The sequence below is a fragment of the Propionivibrio pelophilus DSM 12018 genome (genome assembly GCF_059569095.1).
The window spans coordinates 162,443-183,846 of the sequence record NZ_JCANUT010000003.1 but is presented as its reverse complement, the minus strand read 5'-3'; the positions used below and the strand labels follow the sequence as shown (position 1 = coordinate 183,846).

Genomic DNA, 21,404 nt, shown 5'->3' with positions numbered 1-21,404 from the left:
GCCGCCCCGTTTTGCGTTCCGGGCTAGCTCAGTGCCCGGTCTTTTCTGAAGTGCGTTTCGTCTTCTCGATCAGCGCGTACGCCGAGTGGTTGTGGATCGATTCGAAATTCTCCGATTCGACCACGTACGCGGCGATGCGATCTTCCGCGTTGAGTCGCGCCGCGACGTCACGCACCATGTCTTCGACGAATTTCGGGTTGTCGTAGGCGCGCTCGGTGACGTATTTTTCGTCGGGGCGTTTGAGCAGTCCGAAAAGCTCGCAGGACGCCTCGCCCTCGACGAGTTGGACGACTTCTTCAATCCACACGTGTTCGAGAATCCTGGCGGTTACCGTTACGTGCGACCGCTGGTTGTGGGCCCCGCGTTCCGAAATCTTCTTCGAGCACGGGCAGAGACTGGTCACAGGCACCACGACCTTGATGGTCGAAGCGATCTCGCCGTGGCAGATTTCTCCTATCAAGGTTACGTCGTAGTCGATCAGGCTTTGCACGCCGGAAACCGGCGCGGCCTTGTTGATGAAGTAGGGGAAGTTCATCTCGATGTGACCGGTTTCGGCTTCGAGCTTGCGCACCATTTCGCGCAGCATGACCGGGAAGTTCTCCACCGAGATCTCGCGTTCGTGGCTGTTCAGTATCTCGACGAAGCGTGACATGTGCGTGCCTTTGAAATTGTGCGGCAGGCCGACGTACATGTTGAATACGGCAATGGTGTGCTGGACGCCGCCCGTGCGGTCAAGCACCTTGACCGGATGGCGGATCGATTTGATGCCGACGCGATTGATCGCCAGGCGGCGGGTGTCCGCCAGGCCTTGAACGTCTTCCATCGCTGCGGCATGGTGTTTCTCTTTCATTGTCTGTCCTGATAGGTCCGGGCTGTCTGGATGATTCCTGCCTTGTCGAGTCCGGCTTCGGCAAGCAGGCGGAATTGGTCGCCGTGATCGATGAAGCGATCCGGGAGCCCCATTCTTGCGAGGCCCACTGCGCTTCCTGCCTCATGCAGGACCCGGGCAACTTCGGAACCAGCGCCGCCGATCACCACGTTCTCTTCGATGCTGATGAGCAGCGAATGTTCCTTGGCGAGTTCGAGGATCAGTTCGCGGTCGATTGGCTTGACGAAACGCATGTTGGCAACCGTTGCATCGAGTTCTTCAGCGGCTTGCAGCGCGGGGTTGAGCATGCTGCCGAAGGCGAGCAGTGCAATGTCCTTGCCGCGCCGCCTGATTTCCCCTTTGCCCAGCGGCAGTTCGGTCAACGCGGCTTCGGTCGGTACGCCGGGGCCGGTGCCGCGCGGATAGCGCACGGCGCAAGGGCCGTTGCTGCGCAGCGCGGTGGTCAGCATCCGGCGGCATTCTTCCTCGTCGCTCGGGGTCATGACGACCATGTTCGGGATGCAGGTGACGTAGGATAGGTCGAAGGTGCCGTGATGCGTCGGCCCGTCAGCACCGACGAGTCCGCCGCGATCGAGCGCAAAGACTACCGGCAGGTTTTGCAGTGCCACGTCGTGCAGCAACTGGTCGTAGCCGCGCTGGAGGAAGGTCGAGTAAATGGCCACAACCGGACGCATGCCCTCGCAGGCGAGACCGGCGGCGAAGGTCACGGCGTGCTGTTCGGCGATGCCGACATCGAAATAGCGTTCGGGGTAGCGTTCTGCGAACTCCATCATTCCCGAGCCTTCGCCCATTGCCGGGGTGATGGCTACCAGTTTCGGTTCCACGCTGGCCATGTCGCACAGCCATTGGCCGAAGATTTGCGTGTAGGTCGGCTTTCCGCCGCTCTTGCTGCCTTCGATACCGACATCCGGCTGGAATTTCGAAACCCCGTGGTAGAGGATGGGGTCCGCCTCGGCCAGCTTGTAGCCTTGTCCCTTGCGGGTGATGACGTGGAGAAACTGCGGGCCCTTGAGCTTCTGCAGATTCTGCAGTGTCGGGATCAGAGAATCCAGGTCGTGGCCGTCGATCGGGCCGATGTAATTGAAACCGAGTTCCTCGAACAAAGTGCCTGGCGTCAGCATTCCCTTGACGTGTTCCTCGACACGGTTGGCGAATTCGAGCAGCGACGGTGATACGCCGAGCACCTTCTCGCCGGCACGGCGCGCGGCGTTGAACGCGCTGCCTGAGAGAACGCGGGCGAGATATTTGTTCAGCGCGCCGACGGGGGGCGAGATCGACATGTCGTTGTCGTTGAGAATGACCAGCATGTTCGCGTCGGCGACGCCGCCGTTGTTCAACGCCTCGAAGGCCTGGCCGGCAGACATCGCGCCGTCGCCGATGATAGCGACCGTGCGCCGGTCGTCAGCGTTGAGTTTGGACGCCATGGCCATGCCGAGGGCGGCGGAGATCGATGTCGATGAATGGCCGACGCCGAATGTGTCGTACGGGCTCTCGCTGCGCTTGGGAAAGCCCGAGACGCCACCGTGCGTCCGCAGCTTGGCCATGCCGGTGCGACGGCCGGTGAGGATCTTGTGCACATAGGTTTGATGACCCACGTCCCAGACGAGGCGATCCTCCGGTGTATCGAAGACATAATGCAGCGCGATCGTCAGTTCCACCGTGCCAAGATTGGAAGAAAAATGCCCGCCGGTTCGTGAGACGGATTCGACGATGAAGTTGCGCAGTTCCTCGGCCAGTTCGGGCAACTGTTTGCGGTCCAGCGCGCGCAGGTCAGATGGGGCGCTGATGGTGTCGAGCAGAGGATATGTGTTCATGGCGTGTCGTGGTTCAGCGTGATGGGGTGACCGCGCGTCCGTCGAGGCGGTTCCCGTTCAGAACTTCCGATGGGCGATAAAGTCGCTTATTGCAACCAGGCGCCGGGCCCGGTCACCGAATGTGCCGAGCGCTTCCAGAGCCTGTGTCCGGAGTTCGTCAGCAAAACTGCGGGCTTGTTCCAGACCCATCAACCCGACGTAGGTCGGCTTGTCGGACGCGGAGTCCTTTCCGGCGGTTTTTCCCAACGTGGCCGTGCTCGCCGTGCAGTCGAGAATGTCGTCGATGACCTGGAAAAGCAGTCCCGCCCGTTTGGAGAAGCGGTCAAGAGCGTTCCGTTCCATTTCCGAGAGCGGGTCACCGCACAGTGCACCGAGCATGACCGCGGCACGGATCAGGGCGCCGGTTTTCAGCGCGTGCATGAGTTCGAGTTCGGGCAGTTCGAGTTCGCGCCCGACCGCATCGAGGTCGATGGCCTGCCCGCCTGCCATGCCGAGCGAACCGCTGGCATGGGTCAGCAGACGAATCATTTCGATCTGCACGCTCGCTTCGCCTAGGTTTTCGCGGGCGAGCAATTCGAAGGCCAGTGGCTGCAGACTGTCGCCGACGAGCAGGGCGGTGGCCTCGCCGAACTCGACGTGGCAGGTCGGGCGTCCGCGCCGCAGAACGTCGTTGTCCATGCAGGGCAGGTCGTCATGCACCAGCGAGTAGGCGTGGATCATTTCGACGGCACAGGATACGACTTCGAGCTTCTCCGGTGTCGCGCCGGTCAATTCCCCGGCGGCGAACGCCAGCAACGGACGGATACGCTTCCCCCCGTTGAGGCATGAATAGCGCATGGCCTGATGCAGGCGCGCCGGGATGGCTTCTCCGGGCGGCAGGAACCGTGCAAGCGCCCTCTCGATCCTGCCTTGGACATCCGCCATCCAGTCGATGAAGGAAGGGCTGTTTGTATTCATCGAGCGTCCCCGTTCAATGGGTCGAAATCACGCAACACGCCGTCATCGAGAATCTGAATCTTGCGTTCGGCATCGTTGAGCTGGTGCTGGCAATGCGCAAGCAGTGCGCTTCCGCGGCGGTAGGCTGCGATCGAGTCTTCCAGCGACAGGTTGCCTCCCTCCATGTTCTGCACGATCGACTCCAGTTCCGCGAGTGCTGCCTCGAATTTCAAGTCTTCGGCGACTTGCGGCGCGGGGTCCGCGTTCGGATCTTTTGCTTGTGGTCTGGCCATGGCTTGGAAGCGGCTAAAACATTGAAAAATAGCCTAAGGATAACACTCCGGTCAATTGGAAAGGTGATGGGGCGGCAGTAGAATGTCACGTCCTCCCTGATCGATTCGACGCGATGCGGCGTGCGGATCGAAACTCTTCCGGTAAAGAACGATGCAGTCGTTGTGGATGATCGTGGCCAGTTTCTTCTTCGCGTGCATGGGCGTGTGCGTGAAACTGGCAGCAGTACAGTTTTCGGCAGCCGAAATCGCCTTTTATCGCTCCTTGATCAACTTCCTGTTCATGATCCCGCTGGTGTTCGTGCGGCGCATTCCGGTCCGAACGCCGTTGTGGCGGTTGCACGTGGTACGCAGCGGAGCCGGTTGCCTGGCGCTCATGTTGTATTTCTCCGCCTTGAGCATGCTTCCGCTGGCATCCGCAGTGACGCTTTCGTACACGTCACCGTTGTTTCTGGCGATCTTCCTGGCGCTGTCCGGCAAGGTGCGCCTGCAGGGCGGCGTGGCGTGCGCGCTGGTGCTCGGGTTTGTCGGAGTCGCCCTGTTGCTGCGCCCGACCTTTGGTGCCGACCAGATGTTTGGTGGCGCGATCGGCCTGGCCAGCGGCATGGTGGCTGGCGTGGCGTACCTCAATGTGAAGGAGCTTGGTGCGCGCGGCGAGGTCGAGGAGCGGATCGTGTTTTACTTCGCCCTGGTGACGACGGTGATTGGCGCGACCTGTATGCTCTTCTTCGAGTTTCACCCGATCAACTGGGAGGGCGGCTGGCTGTTGCTGGGCGTAGGGAGCTTCGGGACGGCCGCACAACTGGTTATGACCCGGGCGTACAAACGCGGCAACACGCTTGTTTCGGCCAGCCTCGCGTATTCGACGGTGATCTTTGCGAGCCTTTTCGGTATGCTGTTCTGGCGGGAGACGCTCTCCGCGGCGGCGTGGTCGGCCATTGCGCTGATCGTTGCCAGTGGCGTCATCTCCAGCTGGTTGTCGCGGGCCAACCCGGCGGACCAGGATTGAAGCCAACCATCCGGGCACAAAAAGGAGAAATTGCCATGATTGTTATCCAGCACCAGAGCAATCGCGTCGCAGTCAATGTGTATGGAGAGTTCACCTTGGCGGACTTCAAGGAGTTCGAGGATATGGTGAACTACAAGGTGAAGTTCGAGGGGCCGGTCAATCTGCTGTTCGACTTGCGTGAAATGGCCGATTTCACGTTGGACGTCGCGTGGGAGGATATTGCCTTTGCCCGGGCGCATGCCAACGATTTCAATCGCATCGCTGTCGTCACAAAAAGCCAGTGGGTCGCCTGGAGTGCATGGCTGTCTCAAATGTTCGTCAGCGCGGAGATGCGCGTGTTCGACGAGGCGGTGGATGCCGAGGCGTGGCTTGATTCGCAGGAGGCGGTGGCGTGAGCTTTTCGACCCTGGTCTCCTGTGCGCAGCTTGCCGACCACCTGAACGATCCGACGTGGGTGGTCGTCGACTGTCGGCATCAACTCTCGGATGTCGGCTACGGCGAGCGCGAATACGCCAGGGGACATCTTCCCGGCGCGGTGTTCATGCACCTCGATCGCGATCTGTCCTCCGCGATGACCGGCCGGAACGGGCGCCACCCGCTGCCTGATCCCCTGCGACTGGCCGAGAAGCTTGGCGCCGCGGGTATTTCGCGGACGACCCAAGTGGTGGTTTACGACGACGATGGCGGCATGTACGCCGTGCGTTTGTGGTGGCTGCTGCGCTGGCTGGGGCACGACCGCGTGGCCGTTCTTGACGGTAGCATCCGCAGTTGGGTTGCGGAGGGGCGGTCGTTGGTGACCGAAGTGCCGGAACTGGTTCCCGCTGTGTTCAATATCGATCTGCGCGACGGGGTCGCCACGGCCGCCGAGGTCGAGGCCAATCTGGAAAAGAATGAGTTCGTCCTGGTCGACGCGCGCGCACCTGATCGCTTTCGCGGCGAAAACGAGACGCTCGATCCGGTTGGCGGGCACATTCCCGGGGCGCGCAACCGGTGCTTCCGTGACAACCTCGACGAGCAAGGTGGGTTCCAGTCTGCCGCCGAGTTGCGCCAGCAGTATCTCGCGTTGCTCGCCGGCGCAGAGCCAGCCCAAACCGTCATGTATTGTGGTTCGGGCGTCACTGCGTGCCACAATTTGCTGGCGATGGAAATCGCCGGGCTTCCCGGTGCACGGCTGTATGCAGGCTCCTGGAGCGAGTGGTGTTCCGATCCGGCGCGGCCGGTGGCGCGCTGATACGGTGTTTTCCTAGCCGGCGTTGATCGACTCCAGCGCGCCGCTCAAGGCGCGCTCGAACAGCGCTTCTTCATGGACGAATGCGGCCTTGCCGTCGCGAATCTGCCGAACAAGCGCTTCCGGCGTGATCGAAATGGCCTTGGCCGAGCGGTGATTGCTGAAAAGCAGGATGCCGCGCTGCGGGCTGATCCAGTTGAGGCGCTCACGGCTGGCGTGGCCGTCCTCGTCGATAAACTCGACCCAGTCGCCGCGCTTCAGTTCATCAACCTGGCGGGCGATGTCGCGGTCGTCGGCTTTCCAGACGGGGCTGGCGCCGACGAGGACGATCTCTTCCACCTGAACGCCATTGTCGACGCTTCGTGTCACCAGTAGGTCGCCTTCACTCGGCGGTGTGATCGATCGCGCGGCCGCTGCCTCTTTCTGTGGCGCTTCGGGCTCTATCGCACCGGGGGATTCGCCTTTCAATGCGCCAGAGTGATGTTTCACCAATGCGTCGAAAAACGCGTTGCGTTGCTCGGCGGTGATGTCGATGGAGTCCAGCCCCTTGTTGAGGGATGCGAGCAAGCGTGGGAGCAGACCGATCAGTTTGAGTCGATCGTCCGGGGCCTTCTTGGGGATGATGCTCCACGCCAGATCCTTCATCACCTCACAGGCCATGCGCCAGTCCGTTTCGGCCGTGTCGCTTTCGCTGACGGCGATTTTGCGCAATACAGCGGTCCAGTGTTCGTCCAGGAAGCGTTCGACCGGGGCGGGTTGCGGGGCGTCGCGCAAGAAAGCACGAACGGCCTGATGGGAACGCTCCCAGGCTTCGGCATCGATTTCGTGGCGAATGACTGTGTTTGCAGCAACCAGCGCGGTGTCGTTTTCTTCCTCTTCACGCGCATCGACGAATGCTTCCAGTTCGTCGAGGGCCGTGCCGAAAATGCCGATATCTTGTTCGAACTCCGCCTGGATGCGTTCGACCAGACCGGATAGCTTTTCGTAGAAAGGGTCGCTTTCATCAACGCTGTCCCCCCAGCGAACCGCGATTCCCGAGATACAGCCGAGAAAGCGCCGGGTCGGGTGCTGCCGGTCGGCGAAAAAGCCGGGGTTGAGCATCGCGACCTTGAGAACCGGAATCTGCAGACGACTGAGCAGCGCCTTGACCGCCAGCGGAATGCGCGCATCGTCGAAGATGATGTCGAAAAGCGTGGCGACGATATCCATCGTCACGGCCTCCAGACCGGTGGCCTGTTTCGCATTGTCCGAGTCGCGGACGAGTCGTACCTGATTGACGATGACCTCTTCGCCCCAAACCGGTACGGCGTGCTGCAGGTTGTTCAGCGAATTCAACAGGAGATGGCTGATGGCTGCCGAATCGACCGTGGCTGGTGTTTGTGCCAAATTTCCGCCGGGCGGCGTTGGCACCGCCTGTAAGCCAACGCTCTGCGCGCTGATTTGTCCCGACAAGCTGCCCGGGTTTTGCGCCGAGCGCGCCAGAGCCAGGCGCTGCAAGGCTTCGATAATGGAATTCTCCGTGATTGGGGCCGCGGTAGTCTCGGGGGCGGGAGGTGTTGCCGCAGAGGTGGCCTTGTCCGGAACGGAGTCCTCGCGGTTTGCGCCTGATGAGCGGCGGAAGGTGCGCTTCAGATCGGGCAGGATGCCGCGTTCGACCAGATAACTGTTGACCCTCTGGTAAATGCCAGGGAGGGATGCATGAAGATGACGCTCGAGGCGGCGCAGCAGGATCAGGCGTGACTCGGGGTCAGATCCGATCGACGTGCAGGAATCAGAAAGCGCACGGCAAACGACTGCCGGGGCGAGCGGGTTGCCTGAGGCGTCCGGTTGTTCCTCCCGGCCGAGCAGCGCCGCGACTCGCCGGTTGAGCGTATAGAGTTCCTCGTCGCACGTCTCCTCCAGTTGCGCCGAGAATTCCCTGATGACGATATGTTGCGAAAGATCGTCATCGTCGATCAGTTGCAGCCCTTCGAAATCGGGGATTTCGAGAGCGGGACCATTCTTCTCGCTACCGCCGAGGACATCGTCCTGGCACCGTTCGGCCTCGGCGGAGAGATCGCGGCGAAAGGTCTCGACGAAGTGCTGCCAGCCCTTTTCGATGTCTACACGCAGGTCCAGAAAGCGAGTCTGTTGAACCCGGTCGCGTGTCGAATCGAGGAGCACGAACAATTCTTCCGAGACTGCTGGCGCGACATCGCGCAGCCACTTGCACAACCCTTCCACCAAGAGGTCGCGGCATTCGTTCAGGACGCGCTGGCCCGGGCTGCGGCTCCGTCCGAGTCCGTTCAGCGACACGACTCGGCTAACATTCGAAGAGGGCTTGCTCATGGCGATTACCTCGCGTGAAAACCCGCCCGCAACCGGCGTTGAACGACTGTTCTAAACGAGGAATATTGCTGGGCGCAAAGCAGGCGCCGGAAGGCCGCTTTGATCCGACCAGCGGCGTGGGGTAGTTCGGTATTACAACTCACGATCGACCTCGTTTTCTGGTGGTTCCGCTGCCATCGCTCCGCGGACCCCGCAGGCATTAGGCCGGTGACTTTGCGTCCTCGTCTTTCGACGGGTTTGCCCTGTTTCAGCGGCTGGCTTTACAACCGGCCAGCCTGAGTGCTTGTGCTGTTTTCGCGTTGAAGGAGCGGACCGGTTACGACCAAACGCACCTGCCAAATGGTATCTGAAAAGTTCAGAAAATCAATCCACCTGGCCGATTCTGGCAAGTGCCCAGGCAACGTGTTCGCGGACCAGTTCCGAGGGGTGATCGGCGCGGGCGTTGAGTGCCACGATTGCTTCTTGCGTGGCCGGCGCATTGCCGAGCGCCACAGCGATATTGCGCAGCCAGCGCTCATGGCCGATGCGACGTATGGGGCTGCCAGCGAGCCGTTGTTCGAATTCTGGCGGGCTCCACGAGAACAGGCTGACGAGTCCCGGCGTGTCGAGTTCGTTGCGCGGCGTGAAGTCAGGATCGCCGATCTTTGCAAAGCGATTCCACGGGCAGCACAGCTGGCAATCGTCACACCCATAGATGCGATTGCCGATGGCCGGGCGCAGCGCGACGGGAATGGCGCCCTGAAGCTCGATGGTCAGATAGGAAATGCACCGCCGGGCGTCGACCTCGTAGGGGGCGAGGATCGCCGCGGTCGGACAGCTGGTGATGCATCGGGTGCAGATTCCGCAGTGGTCTTCTGCGGCCGGGTCCGGCGGCAGCGAAAGCGACGTGTAGATCTCCCCGAGGAAGTGCCAGGAACCAGCACGCGTCAGCGAGATCGTGTGTTTTCCGCGCCAGGCAATGCCGGAGTTGCGGGCGAATTCGACCTCCATCACCGGCGCGGAATCGGAGAAGACGCGAAAGCTGAAATCCGTCTCCGGTGATTTTGCCGCCAATTCGGTACCGATGCGTTCGGCCAGCCGCTGCAGGCGGTTACGCACACTCTTGTGGTAGTCGCGGCCGAGCGCGTAGCGCGACACATAACCTTTCGCCGGGTCAGCCAACACGCCGTCTGCCGTTGTCGCATCCGGCCAGTAGGGCAGGGCGGCGGTGATGATCGATCGGGTTCCCGCTACGAGTTGGCCGGGATTGGCGCGCAGATCGGCGTGTTTGGCCATATAATCCAGCCCGCCGTGACGCCCGAGTTCGAGCCAGCGGCGCAACTTCTCGGCGGCCTCCGAAACATCGGGTTCGGCAATGCCGATGGCGCTGAAGCCGAGCTCCATCCCCCAGCGTTTGATCTGCCGAACCAGCGCTTCGCCGTCCAGTTGGCCTTTGGCCGGCTCAGTGGTTGCTCGTATCGTGGAGACATCGTTTTGCATAGCCCGAATCATAGCCTTTCCCCACCGCTTTCCTCACTAACCTTGGCCGTGTCCGACGAGGCCGCGACGGTTGCGCTGGGAAGACGCCTGGCGCCGCTGCTCGACGCAGGCACCGTGGTCTGGCTGGACGGGGACCTGGGCGCTGGCAAGACCACGCTGGTGCGCTCCATGCTTCGAAAGCTCGGTCATCAAGGGCCGGTGAAAAGCCCTACCTACACGCTGGTTGAAGTTTACGTAGTTTCGAACATATACTGGTATCACTTTGATTTTTATCGTTTCAACGACCCTGAAGAGTTTGTCGATGCTGGTTTGGGCGAGTATTTCCGCAACGATTCCGTTTGCTTGGTTGAATGGCCGGAAAAAGCCGCGGGCCATGTCCCCCCGGCTGATCTCCTGCTGGTCTTCCGCTTCCCGGAAAATCGCCACGATTCCGGACGCGTTCTTGAGTTGTCTGCATACACCGAGCGAGGGCAATCATGTCTGAACACCCTCAAAAGCCTCATCCCGGGCGCCGCCGCCTGATCAAGTTGGCCGGTGCGTCGCTTCTCCTTTCGGTAACGCCCGCAGCCAGCGCCGCGCTGAACCGCAATGCCGGCGTGCTCGCGGTGCGCGTCTGGCCAGCGGACGACTACACGCGCGTCACCATCGAACTCGGCGCACCGCTCAAGTTCTCCCACTTCATTGTCAAGGACCCCGAGCGCCTGGTGGTCGATCTGGAAGGGATTGAGTTCAGCAGCGTGCTCGGTGATTTGGCGAGCAAGATTTTGCCGGATGACCCGAATATCAAGGTTCTGCGTGCGGGGCGCTTCAAGCCGGGCGTTGTCAGGCTGGTGATGGAGTTGAAGGCCGAAGTCAAACCGCAAGTATTCGAATTGTCACCGGTCGGTAATTACGGCCATCGCCTGGTTCTCGACGTCTACCCAGCGGCGCCCCCCGATCCCTTGATGCAACTGCTGGAAAAGAACGAGCGCAATGACGCTCCGGAAAGTGCCATTGCCGAGAATGCGGCGGGTTCCACCGAAAATTCCAGAAGGGCGGAAAAGCGTTCTGACAAGCCGATCGTCGACCGTCTGGTGACGATCACGCTCGATCCCGGCCACGGAGGAGAAGACCCGGGGGCCGTTGGCCGGCGCGGCAGCTACGAAAAACACGTGACGCTGGCCATCGCCAAGCGGCTCAAGGCCAAGATTGATGCCGAGCCGAACATGCGCGCCGTGCTCACCCGCAATACCGACTATTTCGTCCCTCTGCAAATGCGCGTGCAGAAAGCACGCCGCATACGTTCCGATCTCTTCGTGTCGATTCACGCCGACGCGTTCACCCGTCCGGACGCCAATGGCTCTTCGGTCTTTGCGTTGTCGGAAACCGGCGCGTCGAGTTCCGCGGCGCGTTACCTGGCCCAGCAGGAAAACTCGGCAGACCTGATCGGCGGCGTCAACCTCGATGTCAAGGACCCGGTACTCGCACGTACCCTGCTCGATCTATCCCAGACCGCCACCATCAGCGACAGCCTCAAACTCGGGAAGGAAGTGCTCAACGAACTGGGTGGCATCAATCGCCTGCACAAGCCGCATGTTGAACAGGCGGGCTTCGCTGTGCTGAAAGCGCCCGACATCCCGTCGATTCTTGTCGAGACAGCGTTCATTTCCAATCCCGAAGAAGAAAAGCGCCTGAACGACGACGCCTATCAGGACAAGATGGCGGAAGCGATCATCGCCGGGATTCGCAAGTACTTCGCGAAGAACCCGCCGCTGGCGAAATCCAAGCTGGCGCGGCTGGATTGATGCGGTGGGCGTCTTTTTGCAGAAGATTTCCCTTTTACGTGTCAGCAAGCGTTTGCAAAAGGTGGTGGCTATCGTATAATGCGCGGCCTTGGACGCCGCTGTAGCTCAGTCGGTAGAGCAGCGCATTCGTAATGCGAAGGTCACCAGTTCGATTCCGGTCAGCGGCACCATTCTGATTCAGCCCACCTCGCGTGGGCTTTTTCACGTCTTATCCCCCTTCCTCTGTTCATTCCTCGTGATGGCAAGCCGCGCTGTCGACTGGTTGGTGTTTGTCCATTTGTCGCATGAGCAGGACCGTTCATTCCGCTGCCATGCGCACGTCTCTCGCGGATTTTTTATATTGCAGTTGTGCCGAGTGCTGTTCTCGTCACGGACCGGGTAGATGGTCGAAGACTCCCGGTAATACAAACAATCGTTGGGAGGCCTGTAAACGTGTTCTCATTGAAGCGCGCAGTCGCGGGTTTCACGCTGATCGAATTGATGATCACCGTTGCCTTGCTGGGAATTCTGGCAACACTGGCTGTTCCCGCCTTTAACGGCCTTATGGATCGGATGAGGATTCAATCCGCGGCGAATAGTCTTTCTGTTGCTTTTGCTACCGCGAGAAGCGAGTCGGTCAAGTTGGGGAGGGACGTCTCGGTATGCAAGAGTCAGGATCAGTCGACATGCATGAACAACGGAAATGACTGGTCGATCGGATGGATAGTTTACGCCACGGCAGGCACTCCTATTAAAGTCTTCGACCCTCCCGGCGGCAATGTGACGATGCTTGGAAGCGATAATCCGGCTGATCTGCAGAATGCCGTTCAGTTTTCACCAACGGGAGCTTCTGATTTGGGGGCGACGGGGAGTGTTACTGTCTGCGTTTCAGGACAAAACTCGCGTGTCGTCTCGGTTTCGTCTTCCGGTAGGGTTCGGGTTGCAGAGGGCGGGGTGTGTCCATGAGTCAAAGAAAGATCGAACAAGGTTTCTCGTTGATCGAAATCCTTGTTTCCATCGTCATTATATGTTTTGGGTTGCTCGGTGTCGCCGGCTTGCTGACCACCGGGCTAAAGAATACGCACAGTTCCCAGTACCGGACGCAGGCGAGTTTCCTGGCGTATGACATGGCCGAGCGGATGCGACAGAACCGTCAGGTTGCTCTGAACGGCGAATACAGCACGAGTACGACAGCAAGCAATACGATTGCCGCCAACGACAAGACTCAATGGCAGGCAGAAATCGGAAAATTGCCTTCTGGTGTGGGAATGGTTGCGATGACAAATACGACATTATTCACGATCACTGTTCAGTGGGACGATTCGAAAGCCGCCGGGGGCGGCGCTACCGAGCAATTCGTTTTCCGGGGAGAGCTTTGATGCGAGCCGTGCAGTACAGGACGAAATTGGCTCAGACGGGGCTTTCGATTGTCGAACTCATGGTCGCCATGGCCCTCGGGTTGCTGATTATTGGCGGCATCCTTTATACGTTCATCAGTTCCCGTCCCGTATTTACTGCAAACGACGCGGTGGCTCGCATCCAGGAGGATGGGCGTATCGCTATGGAGCGACTGACGCGTGAGGTTCGGCAAGCGGGGTATACAGGGTGTGCCAACTCGACGGATATTAATCCGACGATCATTGCTGACGTCAATAAAGACGGTGTTGTCGATGTGACTGCCCCTGCGGGCAGCGGCATACAGGTTTTTGATAATGGAACGGGGTGGGTTAACCCGACAGGGGTCGTTCGCGTGGCTGGAACGGATGTTATCCAGATTCGCGGGATCGGATCGTGCCAGAGGAGACTTACAGGCAATATGACGGCCAACAACGCCAACATTCAGATTGGTTCCAATCCCTGCGGTTGGGCTGCTGATCAAATTCTCGTGATTGCGGATTGTGCCAACGTGGATATTTTTGCTGCGACCAACGTCAGTACGGGGTCAGTGACGATTGCACATGCGAATTCCAAGAATACCGACGAGAAACTAGCAAAAGCATATGGTACGGAAGCTATCGTATTTGCCTACGGCGAAAAGCACTTCTTCGTGGGAATCCATCCGACGCTCAATCAGCCCATGCTTTATGAAGTGACCTTCAACGGCGCGACGACAGTCGCCAGCGACGTGGCTGGCAATGTTTATGACCTGCAGGTTATATCGGTTAAGACCGATACGGATGCAAATGGCGCGGGTGACGCCGAGATTACGTCTACCGGGACAACACTTGGCGCTGTGGCAGATTGGAGTCAGGCCGTGGGGCTCCGTGTGCGGTATTCAGTGCGTAGCGAGGCTGACAACACCGGTCCGGAAAGTAAAACCTACACGTATAACGGTGCCTCGGTCACGGATAGGCGCTTGCGGCGTGACTTCGTTACCAATATCGGCATCAGGAATCGTCTGCCATGAAAAAGGAATCCAGCCATCTCAGACAGCGGGGGGTCACCCTCATCACTTCATTGTTGATGCTTGTGATGATCACGATTCTGGCGTTGAGCGTGATGAATACCAGCGTTTTCGAGGAGCGCATGGCCGGGAATACGCGCGATCGTGCGCTGGCTTTTGAAGCGGCAGAGTATGCCTTGAGGGAAGCGCAGGAGTTTCTGTCCAGCGCAGTGCTGCCTGAGTTCGATGATAAGGGCGGTTCGACCGGCGCCTATTTCAAGGGGCTGGATACGTCGCCAAACGGTGTGATGGAAGAAGTGTATTGGCGCGATACGCATCAATGGAGCACCAAGTCAATCGCGGCGGCGGAATCCAACGCCGTATTGGCCGGGCAGGCCCAGCCGCGCTACGTCATCGAGGAGTACCAGGCGTTGTCATGCGCGGCGGGTTCGGCCAAGTGGCCGCCTCCACCGCCACGGAATGTCTACAAGATTACCGCCCGTGGCCAGGGCCGGACGACCGAAGCCGTGGTGATTCTTCAGGCTTTTTATGACCGTGGTTGCAGTTAAGAGGAAGTCATCGTGAAACGAATTCTTTCAGTCGGAATTGCCCTGCTTTCATCCGTGAACGTCCAGGCCGGCGTGATAGCCCAGGATCCGTTATTCATCAGCGCACAGGCCGATCCGCGCGTGATGCTGGTGGCCTCGCGGGACCATCAATTGTTCATGAAGGCGTACTCCGACTATTCGGATCTGAACAGCGACGGCTTTCTCGATACCTCGTTCGTGCCATATATCGAATACGAAGGGTATTTCAATCCGAGAAAGTGCTACACGTACCAGAACAGTCGTTTCGAGGCGACGGCCGCGGCAACGAGCGAAGAAGTGACTGTCACCTTTCCCGATGCGACTACTGCCAAGAAATCCGAGTACGTTTGCAGCAACCAATGGAGCGGAAACCTGCTCAACTGGGCGAGCATGACGCGGGTCGATGTGTTGCGCAAGGTGATGTTCGGCGGTTACCGCTCGACCGATTCGGAGACCGAAACCGTCCTCGAACGTGCGCATCTGCCTTGGGACGTGCATGCGTTCGCCAAGGTGTTCAATGCCGGCACGGCGGTGATGAGCAAGTTCACGCCATATAGCAACGAGTCCGCGATCAGTTTCTGTAACCTGACGGAAGATGGCTATTCGGCCTCGAAAACTTCGGACAAGCCGCCTGTCATGCAAATTGCCAGCGGGGAATATCGCCTGTGGGCCGCGAACGAGCATCCGCAATGCGGGACAAGTGATTCAAAACCTACGAAGCCGAAAAGTCTGCTTAATACCCTGAATGTCCGCGTCAAGGTCTGCGATGATGGGGGCGGAACGGATACGATCAACGGCCCCGGACCGAAGTGCAAAACCTACCCTAAAGGCACCGCCAAGAAACCGATCGGGTTGCTGCAGCAATACGGCGACGCCGATGTGTCGCTGAGCCTCAAGTTCGGCTTGATGACCGGGAGCTGGGCGCATAACAAGTCCGGTGGCGTGCTCAGAAAGAACATCGGCACGTTGAGCAACAGTAGCAAAAAGTACCCAAACAGCTATAACTGTTCCATAGCCGGGGAAGGGTTTGCTGCCAACTCGGCGGATGAGGTCGACTTCTGTACCGGTGTTTTCGTCAACAACCAGGGGAAGGCGCGGAGCGCATCCGCTAACGATGATTTGCCGTCGACCGGTGGCATCATCGGCACCCTTAACCGGTTGCGGATCGTCGGCTGGGACGGCAGCAAATACGACAGCGTGTGTAATAGTCCGGGAACGACCACTTTCTCCAACGGGCAGTGCGTTGACTGGGGTAACCCGATTTCGGAGATGTATCTTGAGTCGCTGCGTTACCTGCGGGCCGGCGATGCTACGACGAGTACCGAAACATCGGCGAGCGCCGCTTCGCCAACCGCGGCATTTGACGGTAGCGATGCGGGTTTCGTGGCCGGATTGCCGCAACTTTCCTGGAAAGATCCTATTCCTGCCACCGAGTGGTGTGCCAAGTCGAACATCGTAATGATTTCGACGGGGCTGAATTCGTTCGACTACGACGAAACCGGTCACGACCTGAAGTGGGTAAAAACCACTGCCGAACTGACCGACACGATGGCCGACTCGTCGCACGAAAACTTGAGCGGCGACTTTATGATCGGTAGTGTCACGGGCGAGTCAAGCTATGACGCGACGTGTTCGGAAAAGAAACTAGAGGCGTTGCATCTGGCATCCGGGATTTGCCCCGAGATGCCGAGTGTGGGCGGTAGCTATCACATGGGCGGGTTGGCGCTGGGTTCCGGTCTTTACGATCTGCGGCCGGGTTACGCCAGCAAACGTACCGATCTGTGGGGGAAAACCAATAAGGATTATGCGGAACGCCAACCGCTAAGCACCTTTGCCATCGCGCTTGCCGAGAATCTGCCTGATTTCACGGCCAAAGTGGGGTCGTATGAGGTCAAGTTCATGCCGTTCTGCCAGGCAAATTCGACCGGGGGGGCTGGTTTGGACAGCGCGGGATGGCGTGCCTGCAGCATGGTCGATTTGGAGGTCGAGCCGGGAACGAATACCACGGCGGGAAGCTTCAAAGTGATGTGGGAAGACTCCACCTGGGGAAATGACTACGACATGGATGGCGTGATGCATCTGCGCTATTGTGTCGGTGATGCATGTGCCCAGGAATTCAGAGGTAAGAATGGCATGCCTGCGACGCCGGCTAGCAACACGCTATACATCAAGGTTGCGTCGATGACCGCAGCAGCCGGGCACGCGCTGAAGTACGGCTATGTCATTTCCGGAACCTCGGCAGACGGAACTGTGTTGAACGTATTGCGGCCCGGAAGCAAAGACTACGCTACGTATCTCGCTGATAGCGAGTTTGAGAAGCCAGTAACCGAATGGACAACCCCGACTTGGGTGGCCTATACGCCCTCGACATCGGGCAGCGCGGCAATCCTGAAGAATCCGCTGTACTACGCCGCCAAGTATGCTGCCTGGCCAAACTGGGATGTCAAGATCAACGACGCGTCGCGAACCCCGGGCAAAGATCAGATCCCCGACAACTTTTTCGAGGTCCGCAACCCGGCAGGTCTGGATCTGGCGCTCGGGTCGGCGTTGAAGGAGTCGCTTGGCGATCCGTCGTCGTCGTCGGCGATAGCGACGAACTCGACACGGCTGGATACCGGCACGTTCATCTATCAGGCGAGGTTCAAAGCTTCTGATTGGAGCGGGCAGGTATTGGCGTATCCGCTTGAGCTGGATGACAAGGGTAACGTGAGCCTCGGGTCGTTGGCCTGGGATGCCGGGCTGCCTGCCAAGATTCCCGATGCGTCGGACCGGCGTATCTATACCCTGAACCGTTCGGCGAATCCGAAGGGGGTGAATTTCTCGTGGGACAGCCTTTCCAGCAAGCAGAAAGCCGCGCTAGACAACAAGAACGCCGCGGAGTCGGCCTCCCCGGTGCTGAATTATCTTCGTGGTGATCAGTCGCAGGAACTCAAGGACAGCAATAACGATGGCGTTTTCGATTCGGGGGTTTATCGCCCGCGGCCGACGTCTCTGTTGGGAGACATCATCAATTCCGACCCGGTGTTCCTCGGCAACCAGAATTTCTACTATTCGAACTTCTACGATGGCGAGACGGCCTCAATTGCGGGGGCTGACACATATGGAGCGTTTTTCGACAGCAAGCTTGTGACGACCTCGGGGGATGTCAAGAATCCGCTGGTCGTGGTCAATTCCAACGACGGGATGATGCATGTGATCGACGCGCAGAACGGGAACGAAGTATTTACCTATCTGCCGAGTTGGTTGATCTGCCAGGACGAGACCAGCGCGACCGGTTGTACCAGCGGAAACGACAGCAGCCCGTTGCGCAATTTACTGAGCTATGGGATGTCGCACCGGTATCTGCTTGATGGAAACCTTGTCGTCGGTGATGCGTATATCGACAAGGGATCCGGCGTCGCGTGGCGAACCGTTGTTGTCGGCGCGGCGGCGGCTGGCGGCAAGGGGATTTTTGCGCTCGATCTGACCAAAAGCTTTGCTGGAACCGGATCCACTACATCAACCTCGTCCGTGGCGAATACGCAAACCAATTACGCTGCGCTAACTGCAACAGAAACCGTGATGTGGGAGTTTACGGACAAGCACGGTGATGTCGATCTCGGTTATACCTTCGGGCAACCGGTTATTGCCCGGATGGCTGATGGCAACTGGGCGGCTATTTTTGGCAATGGCTACGGTTCGGCGAACGGCAAGGCGGTTTTGTACATCGTCAAGCTCAGCGACGGATCGGTGATCAAAAAGATCGATGTCGGAGATGGTTCGACTGCGGCCAGTCCGAACGGCCTGTCGTCGCCAGCCGCGATATTCGATCAGGGGACCGGGGCACTGTCGGCGATCTTTGCCGGCGACCTGAAAGGCAATCTCTGGAAATTTACTGTATCGGACAAAAATACGGATAAGTGGCTGGTTGACAACCAGTCTGGCGGCAAGCCCGTACCGCTGTTCACGGCCTTCGATGACACGGGTAACCGGCAACCGATAACCAGCGGCCTCGATATTGGTGTGCATCCCAGCGGCGGTTATCTGGTTTATTTCGGTACCGGAAAATACTTCGAGAAGGACGATGATTCGACGAAGTCGCAACAGACGCTTTATGCGATATGGGATAAGGCGGCCAGTACCGATGCGATTGCGGCGGCCGATGTCGATACAGGGGCTGAAAAAGCCAATGTTTTACAGAAGCACTCGATTCTGTTTGCGAAGACTGCGTCCGGCGAGGAGTACCAGATCACCGACGATCTGGGGGCGATCGACTGGTCGGATAAGGCCGGAACGCGTGGGTGGTACATGAACCTCACTTCAAGTTCCGGGGAACGGGTGGTGACGTATCCGATCCTGCGCAACAAGCGGGTGATTTTCACCTCGATGATTCCCAGTGCGTCACCGTGCGATTTCGGTGGTACCAGCTGGATCTGGGAATTCGACGCGGAAACCGGCAACCGGCCGTCCTACTCCGTGTTTGACGTCAATGGCGACGGAGTCATCAACGGCGATGACTATGTGACCGTAATCATCGACGGCAAGGAGGAGAAGGTTTCTGTCAACGCGATCAAGTCCTCCGAAGGCATCATCAAGAGCCCCGCGATCATTTCGGGCGGTGAAAAGGAATACAAGATCGCTAGTGGTACAACGGGGGGCGTGGAAGTCGTCGTTGAAAAGGGAACGACGACACGGCCGCGTACGGCGTGGCGGCAATTGCAGTAACGTGTGAAGGATTTGGTGATGAAAAAAGTTGGCGGTTTTACCCTGATCGAGTTGATGATCGTCGTTGCCATCGTCGCAATTCTGGCGGCGGTGGCATACCCCAGCTATCAGGAATATATAGCCCGCTCACGCCGCGCTGATGCGAAAACGGTGCTGCTGGAAAACGCGCAGTTCCTGGAACGCTTCTACACACAGAACGGTACCTACGTCGGGGCGGTGCTGCCAGTGACGGAGGCGCCAAAGGAAGGTTCGACCAAGTTTTACAACATCAGCTTTGTTGTTGATGCCACGGCAACCGCATTCCAGATTCAGGCGGTTCCCAAAAATGGACAAGCTGGAGACAAGTGCGGAAAGTTGAGGGTTAATCAGAGCAACCAGAAATCGGTGGCGGATGCGACCCTCAGCAGCACGGAGTGCTGGAACCGTTAATTCCGGCGCCGTGGAGGGTCAGTAGCTGATTTCGATCCGGATGATGCTGGCAACAGGAACGCCGTGACGTTCTCCTGGTATGAAGCGGGTAGCCTTGAAGCGCTCGGTGATTTGTTCGACGAATATCGCTGGTGCTGTTGTTTCGTCAGTTTCGGTATGTACCGCTTCTCCGCGCTGGTTGATCCAGATACGCATTTGGAACACCCCCGGCTGACTTGGCGGAGGAATGTCCTCCAATGAGAGCGTGCTCTTGGGGCTCGGCTGGCGGTTGAGGTATTCCTGAGGAAGAAAGACGTCGCTGTTCGGCGTGTTTGAGGCTTCCGTCTTTTTGGCAGACGGTGTTCTATTCATGGAACTGCCTTGAGGGGCGTCAATATACGTTACTCTCTCTAGGGGTTGAGGTTTTTCTCGGAGGGAGAGTTGATTCGAGAAAGGTCGTGCCGTGGAAACGAAGATGGCCTGGATCTTGCCGCCTTTCTTAGTCAGCGCCAGTCCTCGCGGTTGGTTGGCTGCTGCGCCGACGAGAAAAATTACCGCTGCGTGTAGCAGCGTTGAAATCAGAACGGCAACGATGAGTGGTCGTCGAGACGTGATCATGGCCGCTGAAGCGTAACCTGCCTCCCGTGTCAGACGGCTTTCAACTGAGTTCTTTCGGCAGGCTGAACGTTATGTTTTCAGCGACACCGGAATCGTCTTTCGTCGTGATGCCGGGCGAGAGTTGGGCAATCCGGTCGACGATTCTTTCAACCAGAACTTCCGGAGCTGACGCGCCGGCCGTTATGCCGACCGATCGAGCATTTTCTATCAACTCGCTGTCGAGGTCTCCCGGCGCTTCGATGAGTACGGCATTTTTTCCTCGCGCCAAGGCGACTTCCCTGAGCCGGTTCGAATTCGAACTGTTCGGACTGCCCACGACGATGATTGTCTCGCACCGTTCGGCCAGTGTTTTCACCGCATCCTGTCGGTTCTGCGTCGCGTAACAGATGTCATCACCCTTCGGCCCAACGATGGCCGGAAAGCGCTCTTTCAGTGCGGCAACAACTAGAGCCGCGTCGTCGACGGAGAGAGTTGTTTGCGTGACGTAGGCCAGCGGCGTGTTTTCGGTGATCTGCAGGTTGCGTACGTCATCGGCTGTTTCAACCAGATACATGCCGCCCGTGCTTTGCCCCATGGTCCCTTCGACTTCGGGGTGCCCCTTGTGGCCGATCATGATGATCTCGCGCCCTTCCTTGCGCATCCGGGCGACCTGGTTATGCACCTTGGTGACCAGCGGGCAGGTGGCGTCGAAGATGCGCAGGCCGCGCTGCTCGGCTTCTGTGCGGACGGACTTCGAGACGCCGTGCGCGCTGAAGATGACTGTGGCGCCGGCCGGAACTTCTTCCAGTTCGTCAACGAAGATGGCGCCCTTGTCGCGCAGGCTGTCGCAGACGAATCTGTTGTGTACGACCTCGTGCCGGACGTAGATCGGCGCACCGAATTTTTCGATGGCGCGCTCGACGATGGCGATGGCGCGTTCGACGCCGGCGCAGAAGCCGCGTGGATTGGCGAGGATGATTTCCATGAAT

The 21,404-nt window shown here is 58.9% G+C and carries 19 protein-coding genes, 1 tRNA gene and 1 riboswitch; of the genes, 12 read left to right on the top strand and 8 right to left on the bottom strand.

The window, feature by feature from the left end; all coding sequences use genetic code 11:
- Positions 1–28: 28 nt before the first annotated feature.
- Genes folE2 through BO74_RS03340 form a run of 4 tightly spaced genes read right to left on the bottom strand, consistent with a single transcriptional unit; the run spans position 29 to position 3,932 of the window.
- Positions 29–850, bottom strand: coding sequence for a GTP cyclohydrolase FolE2 (gene folE2 / locus BO74_RS03355; protein WP_496439989.1), 822 nt, complete (start codon positions 848–850; stop codon positions 29–31).
- On the bottom strand, positions 847–2,703 hold the full coding sequence (gene dxs, locus BO74_RS03350; RefSeq protein WP_496439987.1) for a 1-deoxy-D-xylulose-5-phosphate synthase: 1,857 nt from the start codon (positions 2,701–2,703) through the stop codon (positions 847–849). Before dxs ends, folE2 begins: the two co-directional genes overlap by 4 nt.
- A 57-nt stretch (positions 2,704–2,760) precedes the next feature.
- Entirely contained in the window at positions 2,761–3,660 is a 900-nt protein-coding gene (locus tag BO74_RS03345) for a polyprenyl synthetase family protein (RefSeq protein WP_496439986.1), read from the bottom strand.
- On the bottom strand, positions 3,657–3,932 hold the full coding sequence (locus tag BO74_RS03340; RefSeq protein WP_496439985.1) for an exodeoxyribonuclease VII small subunit: 276 nt from the start codon (positions 3,930–3,932) through the stop codon (positions 3,657–3,659). The genes BO74_RS03345 and BO74_RS03340 overlap by 4 nt, the downstream gene beginning before the upstream one ends.
- A 151-nt stretch (positions 3,933–4,083) precedes the next feature.
- On the opposite strand from BO74_RS03340, the gene BO74_RS03335 reads away from it, so the two are divergent.
- From BO74_RS03335 to BO74_RS03325, 3 genes are read left to right on the top strand one after another with little or no spacing between them, the layout of a single operon-like run.
- On the top strand, positions 4,084–4,938 hold the full coding sequence (locus BO74_RS03335) for a DMT family transporter (protein WP_496439983.1): 855 nt from the start codon (positions 4,084–4,086) through the stop codon (positions 4,936–4,938).
- 35 nt (positions 4,939–4,973) lie between these two features.
- Positions 4,974–5,333, top strand: coding sequence for a SpoIIAA family protein (locus BO74_RS03330; protein ID WP_496440001.1), 360 nt, complete (start codon positions 4,974–4,976; stop codon positions 5,331–5,333).
- Positions 5,330–6,169 (top strand): sulfurtransferase, encoded by an 840-nt coding sequence (locus BO74_RS03325; RefSeq protein ID WP_496439981.1) that lies wholly within the window; start codon positions 5,330–5,332, stop codon positions 6,167–6,169. Before BO74_RS03330 ends, BO74_RS03325 begins: the two co-directional genes overlap by 4 nt.
- Positions 6,170–6,181: 12 nt before the next feature.
- Here BO74_RS03325 and BO74_RS03320 read toward each other — a convergent pair whose 3' ends face one another.
- Together BO74_RS03320 and queG are read right to left on the bottom strand one after the other, a co-directional pair.
- Complete coding sequence (locus BO74_RS03320) at positions 6,182–8,494, bottom strand: DUF1631 family protein (protein WP_496439979.1); 2,313 nt, start codon at positions 8,492–8,494, stop codon at positions 6,182–6,184.
- 157 nt (positions 8,495–8,651) lie between these two features.
- Positions 8,652–8,746, bottom strand: a riboswitch (cyclic di-GMP riboswitch).
- 111 nt (positions 8,747–8,857) lie between these two features.
- Positions 8,858–9,973, bottom strand: a complete 1,116-nt coding sequence (gene queG, locus BO74_RS03315; RefSeq protein ID WP_496439978.1) for a tRNA epoxyqueuosine(34) reductase QueG — start codon at positions 9,971–9,973, stop codon at positions 8,858–8,860.
- A 48-nt stretch (positions 9,974–10,021) separates the two neighbouring features.
- Between queG and tsaE the strand changes: the two genes are divergently transcribed.
- The 9 genes from tsaE to BO74_RS03270 all read left to right on the top strand — a co-directional run bounded on the left by tsaE (position 10,022) and on the right by BO74_RS03270 (position 19,839).
- Positions 10,022–10,495: a tRNA (adenosine(37)-N6)-threonylcarbamoyltransferase complex ATPase subunit type 1 TsaE gene (gene tsaE, locus BO74_RS03310; RefSeq protein ID WP_496439977.1), complete on the top strand. Its 474-nt coding sequence runs from the start codon at positions 10,022–10,024 to the stop codon at positions 10,493–10,495.
- Positions 10,450–11,757, top strand: coding sequence for an N-acetylmuramoyl-L-alanine amidase (locus BO74_RS03305; RefSeq protein ID WP_496439975.1), 1,308 nt, complete (start codon positions 10,450–10,452; stop codon positions 11,755–11,757). Before tsaE ends, BO74_RS03305 begins: the two co-directional genes overlap by 46 nt.
- Positions 11,758–11,851: 94 nt before the next feature.
- Positions 11,852–11,927, top strand: a tRNA-Thr gene (locus BO74_RS03300).
- Between the two features lie 262 nt (positions 11,928–12,189).
- Positions 12,190–12,702: a GspH/FimT family pseudopilin gene (locus BO74_RS03295; protein WP_496439974.1), complete on the top strand. Its 513-nt coding sequence runs from the start codon at positions 12,190–12,192 to the stop codon at positions 12,700–12,702.
- Entirely contained in the window at positions 12,699–13,115 is a 417-nt protein-coding gene (gene pilV, locus BO74_RS03290) for a type IV pilus modification protein PilV (RefSeq protein ID WP_496439973.1), read from the top strand. Before BO74_RS03295 ends, pilV begins: the two co-directional genes overlap by 4 nt.
- Complete coding sequence (locus BO74_RS03285; RefSeq protein WP_496439971.1) at positions 13,115–14,143, top strand: hypothetical protein; 1,029 nt, start codon at positions 13,115–13,117, stop codon at positions 14,141–14,143. The genes pilV and BO74_RS03285 overlap by 1 nt, the downstream gene beginning before the upstream one ends.
- A complete protein-coding gene (locus BO74_RS03280; RefSeq protein ID WP_496439969.1) occupies positions 14,140–14,688 on the top strand; it encodes a pilus assembly PilX family protein in 549 nt (182 codons plus the stop codon). The genes BO74_RS03285 and BO74_RS03280 overlap by 4 nt, the downstream gene beginning before the upstream one ends.
- Positions 14,689–14,700: 12 nt before the next feature.
- Positions 14,701–19,410, top strand: coding sequence for a pilus assembly protein (locus tag BO74_RS03275; protein ID WP_496439967.1), 4,710 nt, complete (start codon positions 14,701–14,703; stop codon positions 19,408–19,410).
- An 18-nt stretch (positions 19,411–19,428) separates the two neighbouring features.
- Positions 19,429–19,839 (top strand): type IV pilin protein, encoded by a 411-nt coding sequence (locus BO74_RS03270; RefSeq protein ID WP_496439965.1) that lies wholly within the window; start codon positions 19,429–19,431, stop codon positions 19,837–19,839.
- Between the two features lie 18 nt (positions 19,840–19,857).
- Here BO74_RS03270 and BO74_RS03265 read toward each other — a convergent pair whose 3' ends face one another.
- On the bottom strand, positions 19,858–20,436 hold the full coding sequence (locus BO74_RS03265; protein WP_496439964.1) for a hypothetical protein: 579 nt from the start codon (positions 20,434–20,436) through the stop codon (positions 19,858–19,860).
- Between the two features lie 40 nt (positions 20,437–20,476).
- Positions 20,477–21,400 carry a 4-hydroxy-3-methylbut-2-enyl diphosphate reductase gene (gene ispH, locus BO74_RS03260; protein ID WP_496439963.1) on the bottom strand — a complete coding sequence of 308 codons (924 nt, stop codon included), beginning with the start codon at positions 21,398–21,400 and terminating at the stop codon, positions 20,477–20,479.
- Between the last annotated feature and the right edge of the window lie 4 nt (positions 21,401–21,404).

Coding starts and splice junctions, on each gene's coding strand:
- folE2 (WP_496439989.1), bottom strand. CDS start 850: ATGAAAGAGAAACACCATGCCGCAGCGATGGAAGACGTTCAAGGCCTG.
- dxs (WP_496439987.1), bottom strand. CDS start 2,703: ATGAACACATATCCTCTGCTCGACACCATCAGCGCCCCATCTGACCTG.
- BO74_RS03345 (WP_496439986.1), bottom strand. CDS start 3,660: ATGAATACAAACAGCCCTTCCTTCATCGACTGGATGGCGGATGTCCAA.
- BO74_RS03340 (WP_496439985.1), bottom strand. CDS start 3,932: ATGGCCAGACCACAAGCAAAAGATCCGAACGCGGACCCCGCGCCGCAA.
- BO74_RS03335 (WP_496439983.1), top strand. CDS start 4,084: ATGCAGTCGTTGTGGATGATCGTGGCCAGTTTCTTCTTCGCGTGCATG.
- BO74_RS03330 (WP_496440001.1), top strand. CDS start 4,974: ATGATTGTTATCCAGCACCAGAGCAATCGCGTCGCAGTCAATGTGTAT.
- BO74_RS03320 (WP_496439979.1), bottom strand. CDS start 8,494: ATGAGCAAGCCCTCTTCGAATGTTAGCCGAGTCGTGTCGCTGAACGGA.
- queG (WP_496439978.1), bottom strand. CDS start 9,973: ATGCAAAACGATGTCTCCACGATACGAGCAACCACTGAGCCGGCCAAA.
- BO74_RS03305 (WP_496439975.1), top strand. CDS start 10,450: ATGTCTGAACACCCTCAAAAGCCTCATCCCGGGCGCCGCCGCCTGATC.
- pilV (WP_496439973.1), top strand. CDS start 12,699: ATGAGTCAAAGAAAGATCGAACAAGGTTTCTCGTTGATCGAAATCCTT.
- BO74_RS03285 (WP_496439971.1), top strand. CDS start 13,115: ATGCGAGCCGTGCAGTACAGGACGAAATTGGCTCAGACGGGGCTTTCG.
- BO74_RS03280 (WP_496439969.1), top strand. CDS start 14,140: ATGAAAAAGGAATCCAGCCATCTCAGACAGCGGGGGGTCACCCTCATC.
- BO74_RS03270 (WP_496439965.1), top strand. CDS start 19,429: ATGAAAAAAGTTGGCGGTTTTACCCTGATCGAGTTGATGATCGTCGTT.
- BO74_RS03265 (WP_496439964.1), bottom strand. CDS start 20,436: ATGATCACGTCTCGACGACCACTCATCGTTGCCGTTCTGATTTCAACG.
- ispH (WP_496439963.1), bottom strand. CDS start 21,400: ATGGAAATCATCCTCGCCAATCCACGCGGCTTCTGCGCCGGCGTCGAA.